At 41.4% G+C, this 18,022-nt stretch carries 15 protein-coding genes; 9 read left to right on the forward strand and 6 right to left on the reverse strand.

Annotation, left to right across the window (positions count from 1 at the left end):
• Positions 1-32: 32 nt before the first annotated feature.
• Both AAGR14_RS10805 and AAGR14_RS10810 read right to left on the reverse strand, forming a co-directional pair.
• The gene (locus tag AAGR14_RS10805; RefSeq protein ID WP_342648607.1) at positions 33-851 is read right to left on the reverse strand and encodes a metallophosphoesterase; all 819 of its coding nucleotides are present in this window, start codon (positions 849-851) and stop codon (positions 33-35) included.
• A gap of 254 nt (positions 852-1,105) precedes the next feature.
• Complete coding sequence (locus AAGR14_RS10810) at positions 1,106-2,236, reverse strand: clostripain-related cysteine peptidase (RefSeq protein ID WP_342648608.1); 1,131 nt, start codon at positions 2,234-2,236, stop codon at positions 1,106-1,108.
• A gap of 474 nt (positions 2,237-2,710) precedes the next feature.
• Here AAGR14_RS10810 and AAGR14_RS10815 point away from each other — a divergent pair, with 474 nt between their 5' ends.
• The 4 genes from AAGR14_RS10815 (at position 2,711) to AAGR14_RS10830 (ending at position 9,151) form a co-directional block, all read left to right on the forward strand.
• The gene (locus AAGR14_RS10815) at positions 2,711-4,357 is read left to right on the forward strand and encodes a fimbrillin family protein (RefSeq protein ID WP_342648609.1); all 1,647 of its coding nucleotides are present in this window, start codon (positions 2,711-2,713) and stop codon (positions 4,355-4,357) included.
• Between the two features lie 33 nt (positions 4,358-4,390).
• A complete protein-coding gene (locus AAGR14_RS10820) occupies positions 4,391-5,818 on the forward strand; it encodes a fimbrillin family protein (RefSeq protein ID WP_342648610.1) in 1,428 nt (475 codons plus the stop codon).
• Between the two features lie 221 nt (positions 5,819-6,039).
• Complete coding sequence (locus tag AAGR14_RS10825; RefSeq protein ID WP_342648611.1) at positions 6,040-6,549, forward strand: nuclease A inhibitor family protein; 510 nt, start codon at positions 6,040-6,042, stop codon at positions 6,547-6,549.
• Between the two features lie 598 nt (positions 6,550-7,147).
• A complete protein-coding gene (locus AAGR14_RS10830) occupies positions 7,148-9,151 on the forward strand; it encodes an ATP-binding protein (protein ID WP_342648612.1) in 2,004 nt (667 codons plus the stop codon).
• 116 nt (positions 9,152-9,267) lie between these two features.
• On the opposite strand, the gene AAGR14_RS10835 is transcribed toward AAGR14_RS10830, so the two are convergent.
• The gene (locus AAGR14_RS10835) at positions 9,268-9,723 is read right to left on the reverse strand and encodes a cold shock domain-containing protein (RefSeq protein WP_342648613.1); all 456 of its coding nucleotides are present in this window, start codon (positions 9,721-9,723) and stop codon (positions 9,268-9,270) included.
• A 603-nt stretch (positions 9,724-10,326) separates the two neighbouring features.
• Between AAGR14_RS10835 and AAGR14_RS10840 the strand changes: the two genes are divergently transcribed.
• The 4 genes from AAGR14_RS10840 (at position 10,327) to AAGR14_RS10855 (ending at position 13,569) form a co-directional block, all read left to right on the forward strand.
• Entirely contained in the window at positions 10,327-11,184 is an 858-nt protein-coding gene (locus AAGR14_RS10840; RefSeq protein WP_342648614.1) for an SPFH domain-containing protein, read from the forward strand.
• Positions 11,185-11,187: 3 nt separating this feature from the next.
• Entirely contained in the window at positions 11,188-11,700 is a 513-nt protein-coding gene (locus AAGR14_RS10845; protein WP_342648615.1) for a hypothetical protein, read from the forward strand.
• Positions 11,701-11,703: 3 nt separating this feature from the next.
• Positions 11,704-11,874 (forward strand): Arc family DNA-binding protein, encoded by a 171-nt coding sequence (locus tag AAGR14_RS10850; protein WP_342648616.1) that lies wholly within the window; start codon positions 11,704-11,706, stop codon positions 11,872-11,874.
• 117 nt (positions 11,875-11,991) lie between these two features.
• Positions 11,992-13,569: a M1 family metallopeptidase gene (locus AAGR14_RS10855; protein WP_342648617.1), complete on the forward strand. Its 1,578-nt coding sequence runs from the start codon at positions 11,992-11,994 to the stop codon at positions 13,567-13,569.
• Positions 13,570-13,674: 105 nt separating this feature from the next.
• On the opposite strand, the gene AAGR14_RS10860 is transcribed toward AAGR14_RS10855, so the two are convergent.
• Positions 13,675-14,361: a response regulator transcription factor gene (locus AAGR14_RS10860; RefSeq protein WP_342648618.1), complete on the reverse strand. Its 687-nt coding sequence runs from the start codon at positions 14,359-14,361 to the stop codon at positions 13,675-13,677.
• On the reverse strand, positions 14,358-15,824 hold the full coding sequence (locus tag AAGR14_RS10865; protein ID WP_342648619.1) for a HAMP domain-containing sensor histidine kinase: 1,467 nt from the start codon (positions 15,822-15,824) through the stop codon (positions 14,358-14,360). Before AAGR14_RS10865 ends, AAGR14_RS10860 begins: the two co-directional genes overlap by 4 nt.
• A gap of 121 nt (positions 15,825-15,945) precedes the next feature.
• Here AAGR14_RS10865 and AAGR14_RS10870 point away from each other — a divergent pair, with 121 nt between their 5' ends.
• Positions 15,946-17,052 (forward strand): redoxin domain-containing protein, encoded by a 1,107-nt coding sequence (locus AAGR14_RS10870; protein ID WP_342648620.1) that lies wholly within the window; start codon positions 15,946-15,948, stop codon positions 17,050-17,052.
• A 151-nt stretch (positions 17,053-17,203) separates the two neighbouring features.
• Here AAGR14_RS10870 and AAGR14_RS10875 read toward each other — a convergent pair whose 3' ends face one another.
• The gene (locus AAGR14_RS10875; protein ID WP_342648621.1) at positions 17,204-17,905 is read right to left on the reverse strand and encodes a hypothetical protein; all 702 of its coding nucleotides are present in this window, start codon (positions 17,903-17,905) and stop codon (positions 17,204-17,206) included.
• Positions 17,906-18,022 lie beyond the last annotated feature (117 nt).

Below are 18,022 nucleotides of genomic sequence, written 5' to 3' on the forward strand. Positions count from 1 at the left end.
TTGTCGATATAATTTAAGTTAACGGTACAATATTAAAAGTTAAATACACTTATTTCTGCTCTTGCACCAAACCTGATGGGTAATATACTGGTACCAATACCTTTGGAAACATAGAGTTTTTTGTGTTGGTCTTTATACCAGCCGCTTACATACTTGCCGCTTCCCGGAGGCATAAACGGAATAAAGCTTAACAATTTAATCTGCCCGCCATGCGTGTGTCCCGATAAAATGAGATTAATGGGTATGTCTTTGTTAATTCGAAATGGAATAACCTCACTGTATTGAGGACAATGGTTGAGTACAACATGGTAATCGCATGTAATGGGTTTAGGAATGGTTAGTTCGATGTTTGCATTGCCACCTACAAAATCGTCGGTACCGCTTATGGCAATAGTTCTGTTCTTGATAGCATATAATTTATGCTCGTTGACAAGTAAAGTCCCGTTGTGCGATTCGTAGATGGCATGCAACCGGACTATATCTACTTTTCCCCAATATTCCCAATTACCTAAAATAGCAACTTTAGGTATAGACGGAGGAAGCAACTGTAAAAATAAATTAAAGGCATCCAAGCTTTGGTTATCATCAATCGCATCTCCGGTAAAGAATAAGATGTCGGGGTTGAGGTTAGTTATTTTTTTACAGAGATTGCGATGATAACCCTGCAAAGATTTCAAATGTAAATCAGAAATCTGTATAGCTTTTATTCTGTCTGCTGGTGGCAAATGGGTACTTAAGTCAAACTCGTTAACCTCTACAAAAAAACGTTCAAAAACAAAAGCATCGAGTAACGCTACACCAGTAAGGCCTAAAAAACTGCTGCGGATAAATGTTCTCCTGTTGATTTTCAATTCGTTGACAAATGCACCTTAAATGGATTTCAGCTAACTACAATTTGCAATTTATTAAATAATTTAGAGTTCATCTTTCCGCTCAATCCGTTCCTTTTGGTAGGTGCCTTGAGCGTCGGTTTGAATTAATTAAATTAACAATTCTTAATTTTTTGATCATGACTTTAACTGGCGAAGCTTTAGCCATTTATCGAGACGTCACACTGTAAACACAATGGCATTGATAAATTTTCACTCAGCAACTACGAAATTTCTTACATCCCAAACAATCTCGACAAACCACTGGCACTATACCATTGCAGCTTTTTATAATAAGCTAAATTTCCGTCACCAGTGTAGGGAATGTATGTAGTTAAACCCGAAAACTGGCTGATGGGCACGCCGATGAAATTTGGCGTCGCAGCTTTGTAGATGATAGTTTTACTAAGCTGTGCGTTAATGGTAGTTAAGCTGCCAGCCGCAAAGTTCTGATTTAAGAAATCGCCAAAATCGTAATTGGGCACCGGGAAATTTTTTGTATAATCCAGTCTTTGTACACTGCTGCGAGTAAACTGGTCACCGGGTTTTTTCTCACTAAGCAGGTTTTTCATTTCGGCGGCCAGAGCGGGCAGTTCGCTGGTTTTAATGAGGCTAACGGTGGCCGAGCATCGGTCGTCGGTATAAGCGTTATAATAATCGTAGTAACCTTTAGCCACTGCGGCCAGGCTCTCGTTACCGCCAAACAGCAGAGGTGTAATATTTTGGTAAGGGAAACTTTCAGACAATGTTTCGGCAGGGGAGGCGATGATGTATTTGGCCTTGTCTTTAAACTCGTAACAAATTTCTACGCCGCCCATTGAGCAGGCGTCAAAAATGATAAAGTCAAGGTTGTCGGGCAAGGCATTTTTCAAATCAATCACATCCATTTGCTTGCCCGAGTCTTCGCCAAACGACTGCACTTTAACCTTGCTTACCGGCGGCGCCCAAGAGGTTGCATGCGACCACAAAATCAGTCCATAACTCTGAGCAGGAAACTCAGTTTGCACATATTGTGTCACTTGTTTTATTGTCTGTGGGTCGGACGCGAGCGTACTGTCGTAAATTTTTACCGTATCACTAACCAAACGGTTCAGGTCTGCATCAGGTTTAATTTTCAGCAGGTATGATTTTGTGCTGCTGGTTTTAATATAAACCAGCAATGTGCCGTTAATGCCAGTCGCACCTTTTTCCATACGGTTCACGCTATTCAGGGCATCGTAACGTAAATCGTTATTGGCTTCCATGTATACTAGCACCGTTTTAGCCACCACAGCGTTTGGGTTATCACCCCCTTTTTTGCAGGATACCATTAAGCTGGCAATGATTAACAAAGCCAGCAGTGACGAAAAAAGTCTGTTCAAATTCATAAACCAGATGCGGGGATTGCTCCTTGTTGTTAATGAAATAAATTTTTTGCCGGTAGTTTGACTATCAAGCACTAACCAGTTTTAAATTTAACATAACGATCAAGCAATCAGCAAAAATAGGGTATAAATCAGTACGCTGCTGTAAAGAAATTGTTAAGCTTTTTCAGTTAAATTTTTTAACTCTGATAATGAGGATAATCCGATAAATATTTTTTGGCGTTTATCTAGTTGTTTGCTAAAATCCTAATTTTGGTTGGTAAGAAGCTATGTAACAGATGTGTTGCTTAATAAATTCTTAATATAATATTAATAATTTAGCTATAGTCAAACACTTACTTTGTACCAATATTTAATTAATAATTATCGAATTTAACTATACAAAACCCTTCCAACACGCAGATAACTTTCATTGCATACGCGTACAATCAAAAAAAGTTTCCTGCTTTCATCAGCATTTTTTACAACAATATAGATATGAGAATTAGAAATCTACAAGTCACGTTTGTAGCGGCATTGCTGCTTTTAGTGGCCGCCTGTCGGAAAGACCGGGGTAACGATGTGATTGACGTAGCTGCCAATGAAGTGCGGTTTTCGGCAAGCATTAACGGACAGATTAAAACCAAGGCTACTAACGATAAGTGGGATGCCAACGATGCTATTGGCGTATTTATGAAAACCGGTACCGGTTTAAGTAATGCTTTGGCCAGCAATAAAAAATACATCACCGTGGCCGGCGATGGTGAGTTTAAAGCATCTGCAACTGACCAGAGTATTTTTTACCCGGAAAGCGGCACGGTTGATTTTGTTGCTTACTATCCTTACCAGCAAACACTGTCTGGCACCAGCTATAGTGTTAATGTAGCTAATCAAACCAACCAGGCCGCTATCGACCTGATGTATGCTACTGCTAACAGCTTAACTAAAAACAGCACGGCGGCGCAACTGGCGTTTACTCACCAATTATCAAAAATAGAAATTACTGTTAAAAATGGGAATGGCGTACCCAGTTTAACCGGCCTGAGCACTACCCTCGTTGGTTTAAAAAACAACGCCACGTTTGATTTGGCTTACGGTACACTAAGCGGGCAATCGCAGATAGCCAACATCCAGGCTAAAAACAGCGTAAATAACGGCGCAACTTTAGCCGAAGCGATTGTAATACCGACCACTGACGAAACCGGTATAAAAGCGGTATTTACCATCGGCAGTAAGACCTATACCTTAACCCTGCCAGCTACCACCAAGTTTGAAGCCGGTAAAAAGTATGCCTATGAAGTAGAGTTAAGAGGTGATGCAGGCGACAGCGGCGTTGCGGTTGCTCTAAAAGCTTCTATCCTAAACTGGACAGACGTACCTTCGGGTTCATACTCTTTAGACCAAGGCACTGTGGTAGTTAACCCACCAACGCTGTCGGGTTACATGGAGACACCTCTAATTACCACTAACAGTAACAGCGTTTATGTGTTTCATGAATTTCCGGGCCGTACAGGTGTAAGAAACTACGCCATGCTGTACGATAAACAGCTAAAAATGGCTTACTGGGTAGCCTATCCATTACACAGCTCCTATATGGGCAGCTCGGGCCGTACCGATGCCTGGCAGTTTGATCCGCTGCTGGCACAAAATGTACAACCAGACCTGAGCACATCTTACGGCAATGGTTACGATCGCGGCCATCAAATTCCGAGCGCTGACCGTACCGCTACATCAGCCCTGAATCAAACTACGTTTTACTACTCTAACATGACGGCACAGGTTTCATCCATGAATCAGGGTATATGGGCTAACCTCGAAAATCAGGTACGCACTTGGAGCGCACAAGGCGACACCCTGTATGTAGTAACCGGCGCCGCTGCACAGTCATCTACCGACCAAACCGTTACTTACAGTAATAAAGGTTCGGCTATACCAAAATACTATTACAAAGTATTAGCGCTTAAAAAAGGAAGTGATTATTATACTATAGGCTTTAAAATTGCCAATGCCATTATTCCGACCACTACTACTTACAACAACTACCGCATGACGGTAAGCGACTTAGAGAAAGAAACCGGGTTTACCTTCTTTCCTAAATTGAGTACACAGGTTAAAAGCACTATTGATGCTAACGTTTTTAAATAATTCAAATCACGCTAAATAACAACAAACTAATAAATGAAAACCCAAAACATCCTGATCGCTACCGCGATGTCGGTGCTTGCCTTAAGCAGCTCCTGCAAAAAGGACAACAACCACGGCGGCGACCTGCCAACCTCAACCAAGGCAGTAACATTTACGTCGAGCATTAATGGCCAAATTGTAACCAAAGCGGTTAACAACAAATGGGATGCTAATGATGCCATTGGTGTATTTATGAAAACCGGTACCGGCCTAAGCAACGTGTTGGCGGCTAACAAAAGCTACACTACTACAGCTGGCGACGGCGAGTTTAAACCATCGGCCACCGATCAGAACATAAACTATCCTGAAACCGGTTCAGTTGATTTTGTTGCTTACTATCCATACAAATCAACGCTTGCCAACAATATTTACCCGGTTGATGTAACCAGCCAAAGCAATCAGCCAGCTATCGATCTGTTGTATTCAAACAATGCAACCGGCCTGAGCAAAACCAGCACCGTAGCTAATCTTTCGTTCTCTCACCAATTAGCAAAAATTGAGTTTACTGTTAAAAACGGTTACGGCGTTTCTGACTTGACTGGCCTGACTGCTGCCTTAAACAGCGTAAACACTAAAGCTGATTTTGATCTGGCTACCGGCACTTTAGCTAACCCGTCGCAACCTGCAGATTTAGCAGCTAAAGTTACGGCACAAACCGGTTCAGCATTAGCCGAAGCCATCGTATTACCAGTGGCTGATGCCAGCGGTAAACTGGTAACTTTCACTTTGCCATCTGGTAAATTTACTTTGACCTTACCTGCCAACACTAAATTTGAAGCCGGCAAACGTTATACTTTTGAGATTGAGTTGAGAAACGGCACAGCGCCAACACCAATCGCTGTTGCCCTAAAAGCAACCATCACTGATTGGACTACTGTACCTTCTGGCAGCTACACTGTTGGCCAGGATGCCGGTACAGTTACGCCTCCAACCGGTGTTGAAACTGTATTGTACACTGAGACTTTTGGCACCGGTACCATAATTAGTACTGCCAGACCTAAAGTTGCTGCCTACACTGGCTGGTCTAACCCATCTTTCACTTTCAGCGAAAGCTTTAACAATGCTGACCTGCGTACAATCGGTACATTCCCGGACAATATACACGTATGGTTACCAGCTACTAAAGATGTTGATTTGAAAATTGACAACATCCCAGTAAGCGGTTATACCTCTTTAAAGCTTAAATATGATGTGGCTGCCAACACCACTAACGGTGCTGATGCTAACGTAATTGCAGTTAAAGTTAACGGTATAACCATACCGGTTCAAAGCCGTACTTTTGCAAAATCAAATGAGTTTTCGACTATTGAGCTAAGTGGTATTACGCCGATGGCTGTTAACTCTATCGAATTTATTGGCTCGGCTGCTACCAATACAATAGGCTACCGTTTAGATAACGTAATTATTGTTGGTGTAAAATAATTAACTTATTTTTTGTAATGTAAAACGCCTGCCCTGGTAAAATGGGGCGGGCGTTTTTTATGTTGGCAAGCCTTATTAAGATCGACGAAAATTGGTGAGGTAATGGTTATACTATTTCAAAAATTAGCGTTTACTCGCTAGTATTTTAACCTGCAATAATTACTTTAGCTCAGTAATTCGATGGTTCAACTTTTACCGTCGGATACGATCAACTTAACCTTATGCAAGCTTTGTATGCGTTTCAACTAGTCTTAGGTATATCTGGTTATCACAAAACAGAAAGACCGGTATTTGCGCCTGAAGCAAACATTTTTGTTCAGGATACCTTAAAGAAAAAGAACTTAACACTGATGAGTACCCAAAGTAACCTGGAACAGGCCGCCAATGGCCTGCTAATGATGAGCGAATCGGATTATCCCTTCGAATATTTTGCAACAGACGACACTACCATTAATGAGTCTCTGCTGCTTAAGCTGGCCGATAAACCCCAGGGTACCCTGATTGAAAAAACAACCGTTGAGCATTTGTTTCGTAACATGGCCGACCCAAACTCTCCGTCGGTCAAAGCTGAAACTTCAGCACGTTTCCGTGAGTTTATAGAGTCTCTTAAAAATGAACTAACAGAAATAGCGGTTTATCGCGTGGGCGAAATCCAGATTCAGGTATTTATTATTGGTATTAATATTCATGGTACCGTAAGCGGTATGCGGACTTTGCTCATTGAAACTTGATTAGCCTAAAAATACAGAACCGTTTTCCTTTGCCGAGAGGCCTGCCTATAAGATTGTAATCGCTTTTTACAACTTGTCTGCGTCGGTTAAAATAGTGCCTTGTACGCCTTGGTGCAAAGGCGTTATAGCACAAATATACTGTGCTGTAAATACTGCACGCAGCACTTGATCGCGTTTAAAGTGGATACGGGTAGAATTACATGGTACAAATCGATATTGCCGTAAGCTTGTGTCTCAATCAATTTCCATTCTTAAAAAGATACCCATCACAGGCAATTTGTATTAATTGTCGGTACATAGCTGCTGCAGTCAGAGTTTAGGTTCAATGTTAGTCTACCGTAAATATCGGCGATTAATTATTTGAGTCAAGGTATAGTTTGTTAAACGGCTAAATGTGCTGTATTATAAAAAGCTTACGTTTACCTTTTATATTTGAATGGGAAAACAAGTTATGCATAATAAATCAACCTGAAGTGGGTAGATAAATTGTACCTTTTACTACAAGAATATTTTATCAAAAACTTGCTCAGGAGTAAGAAAGTTAATATTGTAAACAAGGAACTTTAGTTGTATATTTTTGCTCTTTAATTAAGCACAATTGGAAACTCAAAAATCAAGCCGACTGGACGACCGCGCCTTATTGGAAATCCTGTCGCTATCTCAGAATGCCACCGCAATATACACCGGCGATGACATCATCATTGAGATGGCTAACGATAAAATGATTAGCTTTTGGGGAAAAGATCGTAGTGTGATAGGCAAATCGCTATTGGAAGCTGTGCCTGAACTCCGTGGTCAGGAATTTTTCGGCATCCTGCAGCAAGTATGGCGTAGTGGTACAACTTACGAGGGTCGCAGCGCCGCTGCAAGTTTGAACACACGTGGTGTTTTAGAAACTTTTTACTTCGACTTTACTTACCAGGCAGTTAAACGGGCGGATGGTTCTATGCTTTGCATATTGCACACGGCTACCGACGTCACCGAACAAGTGTTTGGCCGTAAGCAATTACAAGAGAAAGAGGAAGAAGTAAGTACGCTGAACAGGCATCTCAACGACGCCAACAACGAGCTGAAAGCTGTAGCCGCTGAAGCGCAGGCCAGCAACAGTGAGCTTTTGCGTACGCAGGAGAACATGTTGCAACTGAATGCGCGGGTATCTTTAAGCGAATCTATTTTTAGAAGTTTTTTTGAGCAAGCTGCCCTGGGTATTGCTTGGTTCAATGGGCCGAACCAGGTGATCGAAGCTGTTAACGAACCTTTATTAAAAATATGGGACCGAAATTTAGATGAGGTTTTAGGTAAGCCACACCGCGAAGCCAGACCCGAATTGGAAGATCAACCTGTTTTTGATTTGCTGGATGCTGTTTATCAAACCGGTGTACCCAAAGTTAATAATGAGATGCGCCTGTTTTTGAAAAGCGGTGATACTTTACGCGAAGTATATGTAAACTCCGTTTACTCGCCTATCATTGATACTAACGGAACAGTGACCGGTGTTTTAGCCACTGTAGACGATGTAACAGATCGGGTTAAAGAACGCCGGCAAAAAGAATTTTTACAAGAGCAGTTAAGGGTTACTATAGAGTCTGCCGAGTTGGGTACTTGGTATTTTGATGGTAAAACCAATGAGTTGGTTGCATCGCCCCGGGTGAAAGAACTGTTTGGCTTTTATGCCGATGAACCAATGACTTTGGACCAGGCCGTCGCTCAGATACAGGAAGATTATCGCGACTTAGTGACAGCTGCTATGGATGCCACGGTTCAACGTAACAAAATTTATGATGTAGAGTATCCTATAGTGGGGTACCACGATGGTAATACTCGTTGGGTAAAAGCATTTGGGAAGTTGTATTATGCGGGAGATGGTAGTTCACCTCAATTTTCGGGTGTGTTGATTGATATCACTAATCGTAAAAATGAAGAGAACCGTAAAAATGACTTTATAGCTATTGTTAGCCATGAGCTGAAAACACCGCTTACCACAGCCAAAGGCTTTACACAATTACTGCGGGCTAAAGCTCATAAAGCCAATGACGCTTTTTTATCAGGCAGCCTTTTAAAAATCGAGCAACAAATTGAAAAAATGACCATGCTCATTAAAAGCTTTTTGGATGTTGCCAGGTTAGAAGCCGGTAAAATACAGCTGAACATGCAGCCGTTTGAAATAAGTGAGTTATTAGCCGAATGTGTTGCCGAGGCTAAGTCGCTGTCACAACATCATCAGCTAACTATAACACATGCAGATGTTGTTACCGTGAATGCCGATAAAGACAAGATTGCACAGGTGGTATCTAACTTGTTAAGCAATGCCATAAAGTATTCGCCGAAAGGAAAGCTGGTGGAGATCACGTGTACTCAAGCTGCAGGCTATTTGGAGGTACGTGTGCGCGACGAAGGTATGGGCGTTAAGCCGCAAGACCAAGCCCATTTATTTGACAGGTTTTATCGTGTCGAAAATAAACACACGTTAACCATCTCAGGCTTTGGTATCGGTTTGTATTTGTGCGCCGAAATTATTCATATGCACAAAGGACAGATAGGATTGGAAAGCAAAATAGGCGAGGGGTCTACGTTTTACTTCACGTTACCGTTGGATGCTTAACGTAGCGAATAGAATTTATTACTTGTTGCATCTAACAAACAACCTTCATACAATTAAAAAAAGCACCTGCCGGTTAAGACAAGTGCTCGTTTATTTTAATTGTCAAAAATAATTGACTATTTAGCTTTCTTTTTCACTTTAACAGCGGTTAAACCTTTAGGTCCGCGTTCAATTTCGAAAGTAACTTTATCACCTTCTTTAATTGGTTCGCTTAGTGCATTGATGTGCACAAAAACGCTTTCCTGTGATTGCAAATCGCGGATAAAACCGTAGCCTTTTGAGTCGTTGAAAAACGAAACTGAACCGTTTCTCTCAATTTCTTCTACAATGTCTTCTTGCTTAGGTACGCCTATCTGGATATCATCGACAGATATCTTACGTTTTTTTGATGGATCTGGTGGTGTAGACGTGATGTTACCATCTTCGTCAACATAAGCCATCATATCGTCCAGGCCTTTACCCTTAGCTGTGTTGCTCTTACGGTCTTCGGCCTTTTCTTTTTTGTCTAATTGTTTTTTGGCCTTTTTCTTTTCCCGCTCTTTTTTGCTAAATGTCTCTGTGGATCTACCCATATATTATTTAATTGTTATACCCGGCAGTTTATGCTTTTTAAGCCGGTAGTTATTTTCGACCATCAAGTTTAATTGACGGTCTGCTTTTGTGTAAAGTTACTAAATTTTTACTGGTAACGTACAAACATCTTTTGAAGTGTACGTAACCTTTGTAAATTGTTATTCTGCTTACGAAGGCTGCTTAACAGCAGGCTTTAATTAACTGAGATAGTTTAAAACCGACTCGTTTGTATACTAAACAGCGTTAAGAAAACTGATTTATTTTGTCTGAAAAAAGTACTCTCAGAACATTTCGCGTCAAGCCCAGATGCCTTCTCTTTTCGAATAAGTTTAAAGGTACAAAAAATAGACGATATATTTTTCTATTGATAAAAGTATTTGTCATTGTGTTGAAAGATTGCTTAACAATGATTAAAACTTATTTTAACGTTATTTCATTTTCAGGATTGGTAGAAAGGCATAACATGCCATCCATCAAAAGCCTGTAGCTTCGCTTAATTACCATTAAGCTTTAATAAATTTTTATTTGATTTTTGTTGCAGAGGTGATATATGATTTAAAGTGATATCTTTATGATATCACTTTAAATCATATATCACTTCTATGGAAACTGAAAAAACTACCAATCCGCCATCTGGTTACGGCGCATTCATTTTGTTTTTGGCACTGCTTGCCTTAGCCATTTATTTAGGTGTTGCGCAGCAATTTGCCATTTGTGCCATACTTTGCTTTGTTAATTTTTTTCTGGTGCTGCCAGGTCTTATCATCGTAAATCCTAACGAGTCGAAGGTGCTTACACTGTTTGGCAAATATGTAGGCACAGTAAAGAAGGATGGCTTTTTTTGGGTGAATCCTTTTACTATTAAGAAGAAGCTATCACTTAAAGCTTTTAATTTAAACGGGCAGCAACTGAAAGTGAACGATAAAATGGGTAGCCCCATAGAAATTGCGGCTGTGATTGTGTGGCAAGTAAAAGATACGGCTAAAGCAGTATTTGCTGTAGAGGATTACATTCAATATGTAAACATACAAAGTGAAGCGGCTGTACGCCACTTGGCCAATACGTTTGCATATGACCATTTGGAGGACGAAACGGCTCAGGTTACTTTACGTGACGGTGCCGAGCAAGTAAGTCTGATGCTAGAGCAGGAATTAAATGCCCGGCTTGACCGCGCCGGAATCGAAGTAGTCGAAGCCCGGATATCGCATTTGGCTTATGCGCCCGAAATTGCCAACGCTATGCTGCAAAGACAACAAGCCTCTGCTATTATTGCAGCGCGTAAGCAAATTGTAGAAGGTGCTGTGGGCATGGTTGAAATGGCTTTATCGCGCCTATCTGAAAAAAATATTGTGGAGCTGGATGAAGAACGCAAGGCGGCCATGGTAAGTAATTTGCTTGTGGTGTTGTGCGGCGAAAAGGCGGTGTCGCCGGTAGTCAATACAGGTACTTTATATCATTAAACTATGAGCTACTACAGACCTATAGAAGCGTTGTTGACTAACGAAATTATTTTAAAGCGCGAAGGTTTCTGGCGACCCGTGTATCAGTTTACCGACGGACAATACAGCTACGGTTTACTCAGGCATGAGGGTTTTTGGCGCACAAAAGTCATTATGGAAACCGCCAACCAAAATTGGATTACCGACGGTAATAAATGGAAAAAACGAGCAGTTAAAAATGAAAAGGGTGAAGAACTGGCGACCTTAAGCCATAATTTTTGGGGTACTAAGATTACTTTTACGGCTAACGATGGATTTACAGCCACTTTTGAGAAACCATCTGTTTGGAGGGGCTTAACCGTTTGGAAAGCCGCTGCCGGCATAACTTTGCTTAGCATCGAACCCCGGCTATTTAAAACGCCGTCAATCAAGGTCAATCCAGAGGCCAAATCGAATAAATGGATTTTGATGCTGGCATTTTTAGCTTTAGAATTAAGTTTAGAAGCGCAAAAACGTGCTGCTGCAGCATCTACCTAAGTTATGGCCGATAAGAAACCATTTGCACTCAGAGTGAGTGCCGAGATGTTGAAAGAAATAGAGGAGTGGGCCAACGATGAGTTTAGGAGCATCAATGGCCAGATTGAGTATATCCTCAACCAGGCGCTCAAAGACCGGAAAAAAGCTCAGAATAAAAAGAAGGCGGATAAGTGATGGTTCGACTTTAAAAGCTGCTCCATTCACAATCATAATTGCATGATCCAATCAAAGAGACTATTTCTCGGATTTCAATTATATATAAGCTTTTTGCTTATCATTTCAACAATTACCATGTTGCCATATTCGGCGAGTGGAAGTTCAGATTTTGAGCATCATTTTGTTGCTTTGGCAGATACAAACTTTGCAGTTTTTGGTTGGGACGTACAGCATTATAAAGTATCAGTAACTCCAAACTACTTATCAAAATGCATTAAAGGAACTAACGGTATAAGTTTTAAAGCCGTTACGGCTGGCAGCGTTATGAAGCTTGAATTGCAGCAGCCAATGTTGATTTCTAAAGTTGTCTTTCAAAGACGCGAGCTTAAATTCAAGCGGATTAGCGACGACGGTTACTCAATTACGTTTCCTGCAACGTTAACCAAAGGCAAACTGCACCTTGTTGAAGTATCTTTTGAAGGAAAACCTAAAGAGGCTTTAAATCCTCCGGTTGATAATGGTTGGATTTGGACAAAAGACACACAGGGAAGACCTTGGGTAAGCGTGGCTTGTGAAGGTTCGGGAGCCAGTATTTGGCTGCCTTGCAAGGACGAGTTAAGAGATAAGCCCGACCAGGGAGCGACTATTTCTATTACCGTACCTGATACTTTAATGGCTGTTTCTAACGGGCGATTACTCAAAAAAGTTAGCAACAATGGTTTAACAACGTTTACCTGGAACGTAACCAACCCAATTAATAGCTATAATATCATACCGTACATTGGTAAATATGTAACCTGGCGAAAAACCTTTTATGGGGAAGGAGGCCTGCTTCACAGAGATTATTGGGTACTTGATTATAACCTAAAAAAAGGCAAGGTGCACTTTATGCAAACCGATACTATGTTCAGGGCATTTGAGAATTGGCTTGGTAAATACCCATTTTACGCTGACAGTTACAAGCTGGTAGAAGCTCCGTTGCCGGGCATGGAGCATCAAAGTGCTGTAGCCTATGGTAATGGCTTTCAAAATGGTTATCAAGGCAAAGACTTTATTTCGCGGTCTGGTTGGGGACTTAAATGGGATTTTATGATGGTACACGAAAGCGGGCATGAATGGTTCGGCAATAGTGTTACCGCGGCGTCCTACGGTGAAACCTGGATACACGAGGGATTTACCAAGTACCTTGAAACCTTGTATACAGATTATGCTTTTGGTAGCCAGGCAGGAAATGAATATGCAATAGGTACATGGAGGCGAATAAAAAATGATGAGCCAATTTTAGGTACTAATACCTCCGACAAATACTATAAAGGAAGCGCTATGCTGCACATGGTGAGGCAAATAATAGGTGATGACGTTTTTAAAGGTTGGTTACGAGCGCTTAACCAGCAGTATATTCACAAAGTTGTCAACACGTCGCAGGTTTTGAGCCACTTGAACAAATATACGCACAGAGATTTCGCCAGGCTGTTTAAGCAATACTTACAAACAACAAAAATTCCTGTACTGCAGTATCGATACACAAAAGATGTATTAGAGTTTCGATGGTCGAACTGTGTTGATGGTTTTAACATGCCGCTTAAAACGCATATTGGCAAAAACAAATCATTATGGCTATACCCATCTACCCAATGGCAATCAATTAAGTCAAGTTCCGGAAGCTTAACACCCAGCGTTAATTTTTTAATTGGTGTTGAAGCTCTAAAGTAAATACTTAAACCGTAATTTGCAGTTTCAAAAACACGCTTTCAGGAATAGCCGTAATTCTGAAATAAAAACTTTCCTGTCACATGGATTTTTATTTGTGACAGGTCTTCAGCAAATCAGTTTGTATCCCAAACCCTGGAGGTTTAAAATTTCCACTTCAGGGTCATGGCTCAAGTGCTTGCGCAGTTTGGTTATAAAAACGTCCATTGTACGTGTATTAAAAAAGCTGTCATCCCCCCAAAGCGTATTGAGTGCCAGTTTACGGTCGAGCAGTTGGTTTTGGTGCTGAAGCAGCAATTGCAGTAGTTGCGTTTCCCGGTGCGATAGTTTAATGTCAGTGTAACCAGGCAGTTGCAGCAATTGCTTGTGTGGTGTAAACAGATAGCGGCCAACTTGCAGCGACTGGTTAAGCGTTGTTGTGTTACTATGCCTGCGCATTAGCTCCTTTACACGCAGAAACAACTCTTCCAGGCTAAAAGGCTTATTTAAGTAATCGTTTCCGCCGCTGGCATAGCCCTCCATCACATCAGTGGTACTGCTGCGTGCTGTTAAAAACAATACAGGTACTTGTTGATGCTGCATCCTGATTTGTTTTACTAATGTAAAGCCATCAGTGCCTGGCAACATCACATCTACTATACATAAGTCAAAAGCCGTATTTTGGAATGCTGTAAAAGCCTTTCGACCATCAGCTATGTGGGTAATGGTATAACCTTGTTGCTCCAGGCTGTCTTTAATTACACGGGCTAAATGTGGCTCATCTTCAACCAGCAAAATGTGGGACTTTAAAATCATACTGCAGGAAATAAAAGGGTAAATACACTCCCGCAAGGGCGATTATCGTTTACCTTAATATGGCCCCGATGTGCCTCCATTACTTGTTTTACATAACTTAATCCTAAGCCAAACCCTTTTACATCATGCTGATTACCTTGCGGTATCCTGAAAAACTGTTCAAATATTTGATTACGATATTCACTCGGTATCCCGGGACCATTGTCTGCAAACTGCACCACAGCGTAAGTGTTTTGCCGGGTTAATGTTATACTTAGGTCAGGACGAGATGTCGTGTTGTATTTTAAGGCATTATCAATTAAATTACAACAAACATTAAGCAGGCTATCACTGTCGGCATCAATAGCTATATCCATCTTATTATCAAAGGTGACATTTGCGTTACCGGCATTAATATGAGGCGCCATCATGATAAGTGATTCTTTTACTAACGCATTCAGGCTTATTGCTAAATAGAATGTATTTGTTGCCCGTATTAGTTTATTTATATTGAGTATTTGATGGGTAAGCGTTGTAAGCTTCTCGGTTTGATAACTGATGATGCCTAAATAATCGTTAAGCTGCGCGGGGGTATGACTAAACGTGTTCAAAGCTTCAACTGTAATTTTGATAGAGGCCAGCGGTGTATTTAACTCATGCGTCATGTTGTTGATAAAGTTATTTTTAAGTTCGGCCAGTTTATGTTGAGAGAGCAATGTACTGACGGTGTAAGCAAAGCAAGCGATAATCACAACAATTAGAAACAACGTGGCCAATACAATCCATTTCATCTGCCTAACAAAGTATAGGCTCGGACTGTCAAAACCGGCCTTTACCCATTCTTTTTCGTACGGACGGCGCAGCGACGCGTTTACCGGTTGCGTAAGGTACGGTTGCTTATCGGTTGCGCTGGTATAGAGTTCAAACGCCGAATTAATGCCGAATTGTTTTAACTCTTGGTCGTATCCTTTTTTGAGCATGGGTAAATTCACTTTACTCATAAGAAATGCATGCTCCAAGCTGTCGCCCAGTCGCTGCGTATAGTAATAAACAAACCCTTTTTTCAGGTCGCTCAGAATGATATTATTAGCAACGTGTTGGATAAAGTACAGCTTGGCTTCCGGCGTGATAGATTTTAAACGGGGCTTGAAGGCTTTGATAGACAATCTGATACCCTTTTCTTTTGCATCAAACGGATGCACATCGCGCATGGTAAAGACGGTTTGGTGCGTTGGTTCTTGAATTTTGCAAGTAATGGTGATGAAGGAGGTATCATTCATCCATTGGGTAGCCCGTTTTACAATTGTTTTTTGCCTTTGGTCCATTTCGCGGTCTACCGCCGTGCGTAACGCCTCGTTAATGTCATGGTCAAAGTTTTTTATAGTGTTGCGGTAATTCTGATAATTCCAAAACAGCTGTAATCCAATTACGCTAGTCACGCATACGGCCATTAGGCCGATAACCAGGGTAATGCGCTTTTTCATGGCCCTGAAAGTACAGGTACTTGAGCTAAAACCGAAACCGGTTAACACTAATTAACTTTGATTAACACCTGTTAGTACGCGCGTAAGCTGATAAAGCCGTGATTTGAAGAAAAACGCAATCATGAAAAAGCTTATACTCTTATTCCTTACCTGTTTTACATTACAGGGCTACGCTCAAATAAAACCCGGCGATTTGGTGCCGGATTTTATGCTGCCTGTTGTACTGAATGCTCCGGTAAAAACCACGTCGTTGAGCCAGCTAAAAGGTAAGGTGGTACTTGTTGATTTTTGGGCCACCTGGTGCGGTAGTTGCCTAACCGCAATGCCGCAACTTAGTAAATTACAAGAGCAATACAAAGGCAAATTACAGGTACTGGCCGTAACCGACGAATCCGTAAAACGTACAAAGCAGTTCATCGCTTCCCGGCCGTCCAACTTGTGGTTTGGAATAGATACCGGCCGGTCTTTAGCCACTTACTTTCCGCACCATATAATACCGCATACAGTGCTTATATCACCGGCTGGTAAACTCATCGCTAACACCTCGCCCGAAATGGTGACCAATGCTGTAATAGACAGTGTCCTCGAGGGGGAGGAGGTGCATCTCCCTGTAAAAAAAGACTTTATGTATACTTCGCTCGACGACGTACTGAAAAACAAATTTCCGGTTGCCGATACTGTTAAAAGTTATTTTACGATGGACGATGCATTACCTGGCGGGCCGAGCCTAAGCACCATTTATACATTTCATCCGGTATGGAAAGGACGCAGGTTATCAGTTATTAACTGTAGTTTGGCCACAATTTACAGCTTGGCTTACGGAAACATACCTTATTCGCGTACTATCGACAGCATAAAATTAAGACAAAGCAAACAACTTTATTGTCTGGACATTATTGTGGCACAACCTGGCGAGCTGTTGCCCACTCTGCAACGTGAACTAAATATCCGCTTTGACCTGCACGCTAAAATGGTGCGCCGGCAGCGTGAAGTTTATGTGCTTAGAGTTGATGACCCGCAAAAGTTTGCACAGTTAAAAACAAACGAACCCGGCAAGCGCACTTACTTTGCCAAACATGGCGCAATAGATCAGCAGGCCATCACCATGAGCGATTTTGCTGACTATTTAGAGAGCTACGGTATCAACAAACTTGTAATAGACCATACCGGTAGTACAAACAAGTATGATATAAAATCTCATTTCAACCCGAAAATCCTAAGAGTTTAAGCGACATACTTACTGCCATGGGTTTACGCTTAGAGAAACAGCAACGAGATATTGAATTGCTCATGCTATATCAACCTTGAACCAAATTAAGATATTAATACGCGTAAATAGTGCCTTTACATTAGTTTTATTGGTGAGCAATTTAAATTGGTTATTTTTTAGCGAAACCCTGATTTGTAAGTTTAATCTGTTTTAAATTGATACCATATTGCTGTTGAAACATGGAAGCAATGCTTTGCCGATAAGCTTCCTGAGTATTGGTTTTGGTCGCTTCTTGCAAGCCCAGCACTAATACAACCGACTGCAACTTCATTTGCTCAGCCATCTGGGCACGGACTAACTCGGATTTTAGTTTAGCATTTTTGGACAGCGTAGCAATCATCTGCGCCTGAGCACCGCTTTCCATAGCGCTGTTTACTTCAGATCCGGGTACGTTATTAACCACCTGATAACCCACCAGCATCAGTCCGGTGAGTGCATCAGCAGCATTGTTGATTTTTAACGAAGAGCTTTTAAGTATTTGCCCGTAAATAGCGTTATAATCAGCCTTGCCCGGACCGAACGTGCTGTTTACCGCGTTAGCGCCTTGTGAAGTACGGCTTTGCAAGCGTTTTACAAAATTAGACACGACGCGCTGGCGTAGAGCTGGAGTGGAGGTGTAATCAAAACTGCTTTTTGCCGTGGCAACAGTTTTACCAGCTACTTTGCTGTCGTAAGCCAAATTTCCGGACCATCCGGCCATAAGTGTAGGGTCAAGCGCCATAATAGGTGCATCCTGAGCTCGTGCAGTTACCGATACAAATGATAAGGCAGATAATATAACGCCGGCGGAGATATTTGCTATTCTTTTCATATCAATAGTTGTATTACTCAAAATTGGTACATACAATCAGCCGTTTTCGTTTTAAAAAGAGATGAATTCTTGATTTTAACATGTAATTTACAGTGACTTTGTGTAATTGCATGCTTG

It is taken from the genome of Mucilaginibacter sp. CSA2-8R (assembly GCF_038806765.1).
In the GTDB taxonomy this organism is placed as follows: Bacteria; Bacteroidota; Bacteroidia; order Sphingobacteriales; family Sphingobacteriaceae; genus Mucilaginibacter.

Coding starts and splice junctions, on each gene's coding strand:
- AAGR14_RS10810 (WP_342648608.1), bottom strand. CDS start 2,236: ATGAATTTGAACAGACTTTTTTCGTCACTGCTGGCTTTGTTAATCATT.
- AAGR14_RS10815 (WP_342648609.1), top strand. CDS start 2,711: ATGAGAATTAGAAATCTACAAGTCACGTTTGTAGCGGCATTGCTGCTT.
- AAGR14_RS10820 (WP_342648610.1), top strand. CDS start 4,391: ATGAAAACCCAAAACATCCTGATCGCTACCGCGATGTCGGTGCTTGCC.
- AAGR14_RS10825 (WP_342648611.1), top strand. CDS start 6,040: ATGCAAGCTTTGTATGCGTTTCAACTAGTCTTAGGTATATCTGGTTAT.
- AAGR14_RS10835 (WP_342648613.1), bottom strand. CDS start 9,723: ATGGGTAGATCCACAGAGACATTTAGCAAAAAAGAGCGGGAAAAGAAA.
- AAGR14_RS10840 (WP_342648614.1), top strand. CDS start 10,327: ATGGAAACTGAAAAAACTACCAATCCGCCATCTGGTTACGGCGCATTC.
- AAGR14_RS10845 (WP_342648615.1), top strand. CDS start 11,188: ATGAGCTACTACAGACCTATAGAAGCGTTGTTGACTAACGAAATTATT.
- AAGR14_RS10850 (WP_342648616.1), top strand. CDS start 11,704: ATGGCCGATAAGAAACCATTTGCACTCAGAGTGAGTGCCGAGATGTTG.
- AAGR14_RS10855 (WP_342648617.1), top strand. CDS start 11,992: ATGTTGCCATATTCGGCGAGTGGAAGTTCAGATTTTGAGCATCATTTT.
- AAGR14_RS10860 (WP_342648618.1), bottom strand. CDS start 14,361: ATGATTTTAAAGTCCCACATTTTGCTGGTTGAAGATGAGCCACATTTA.
- AAGR14_RS10865 (WP_342648619.1), bottom strand. CDS start 15,824: ATGAAAAAGCGCATTACCCTGGTTATCGGCCTAATGGCCGTATGCGTG.
- AAGR14_RS10870 (WP_342648620.1), top strand. CDS start 15,946: ATGAAAAAGCTTATACTCTTATTCCTTACCTGTTTTACATTACAGGGC.
- AAGR14_RS10875 (WP_342648621.1), bottom strand. CDS start 17,905: ATGAAAAGAATAGCAAATATCTCCGCCGGCGTTATATTATCTGCCTTA.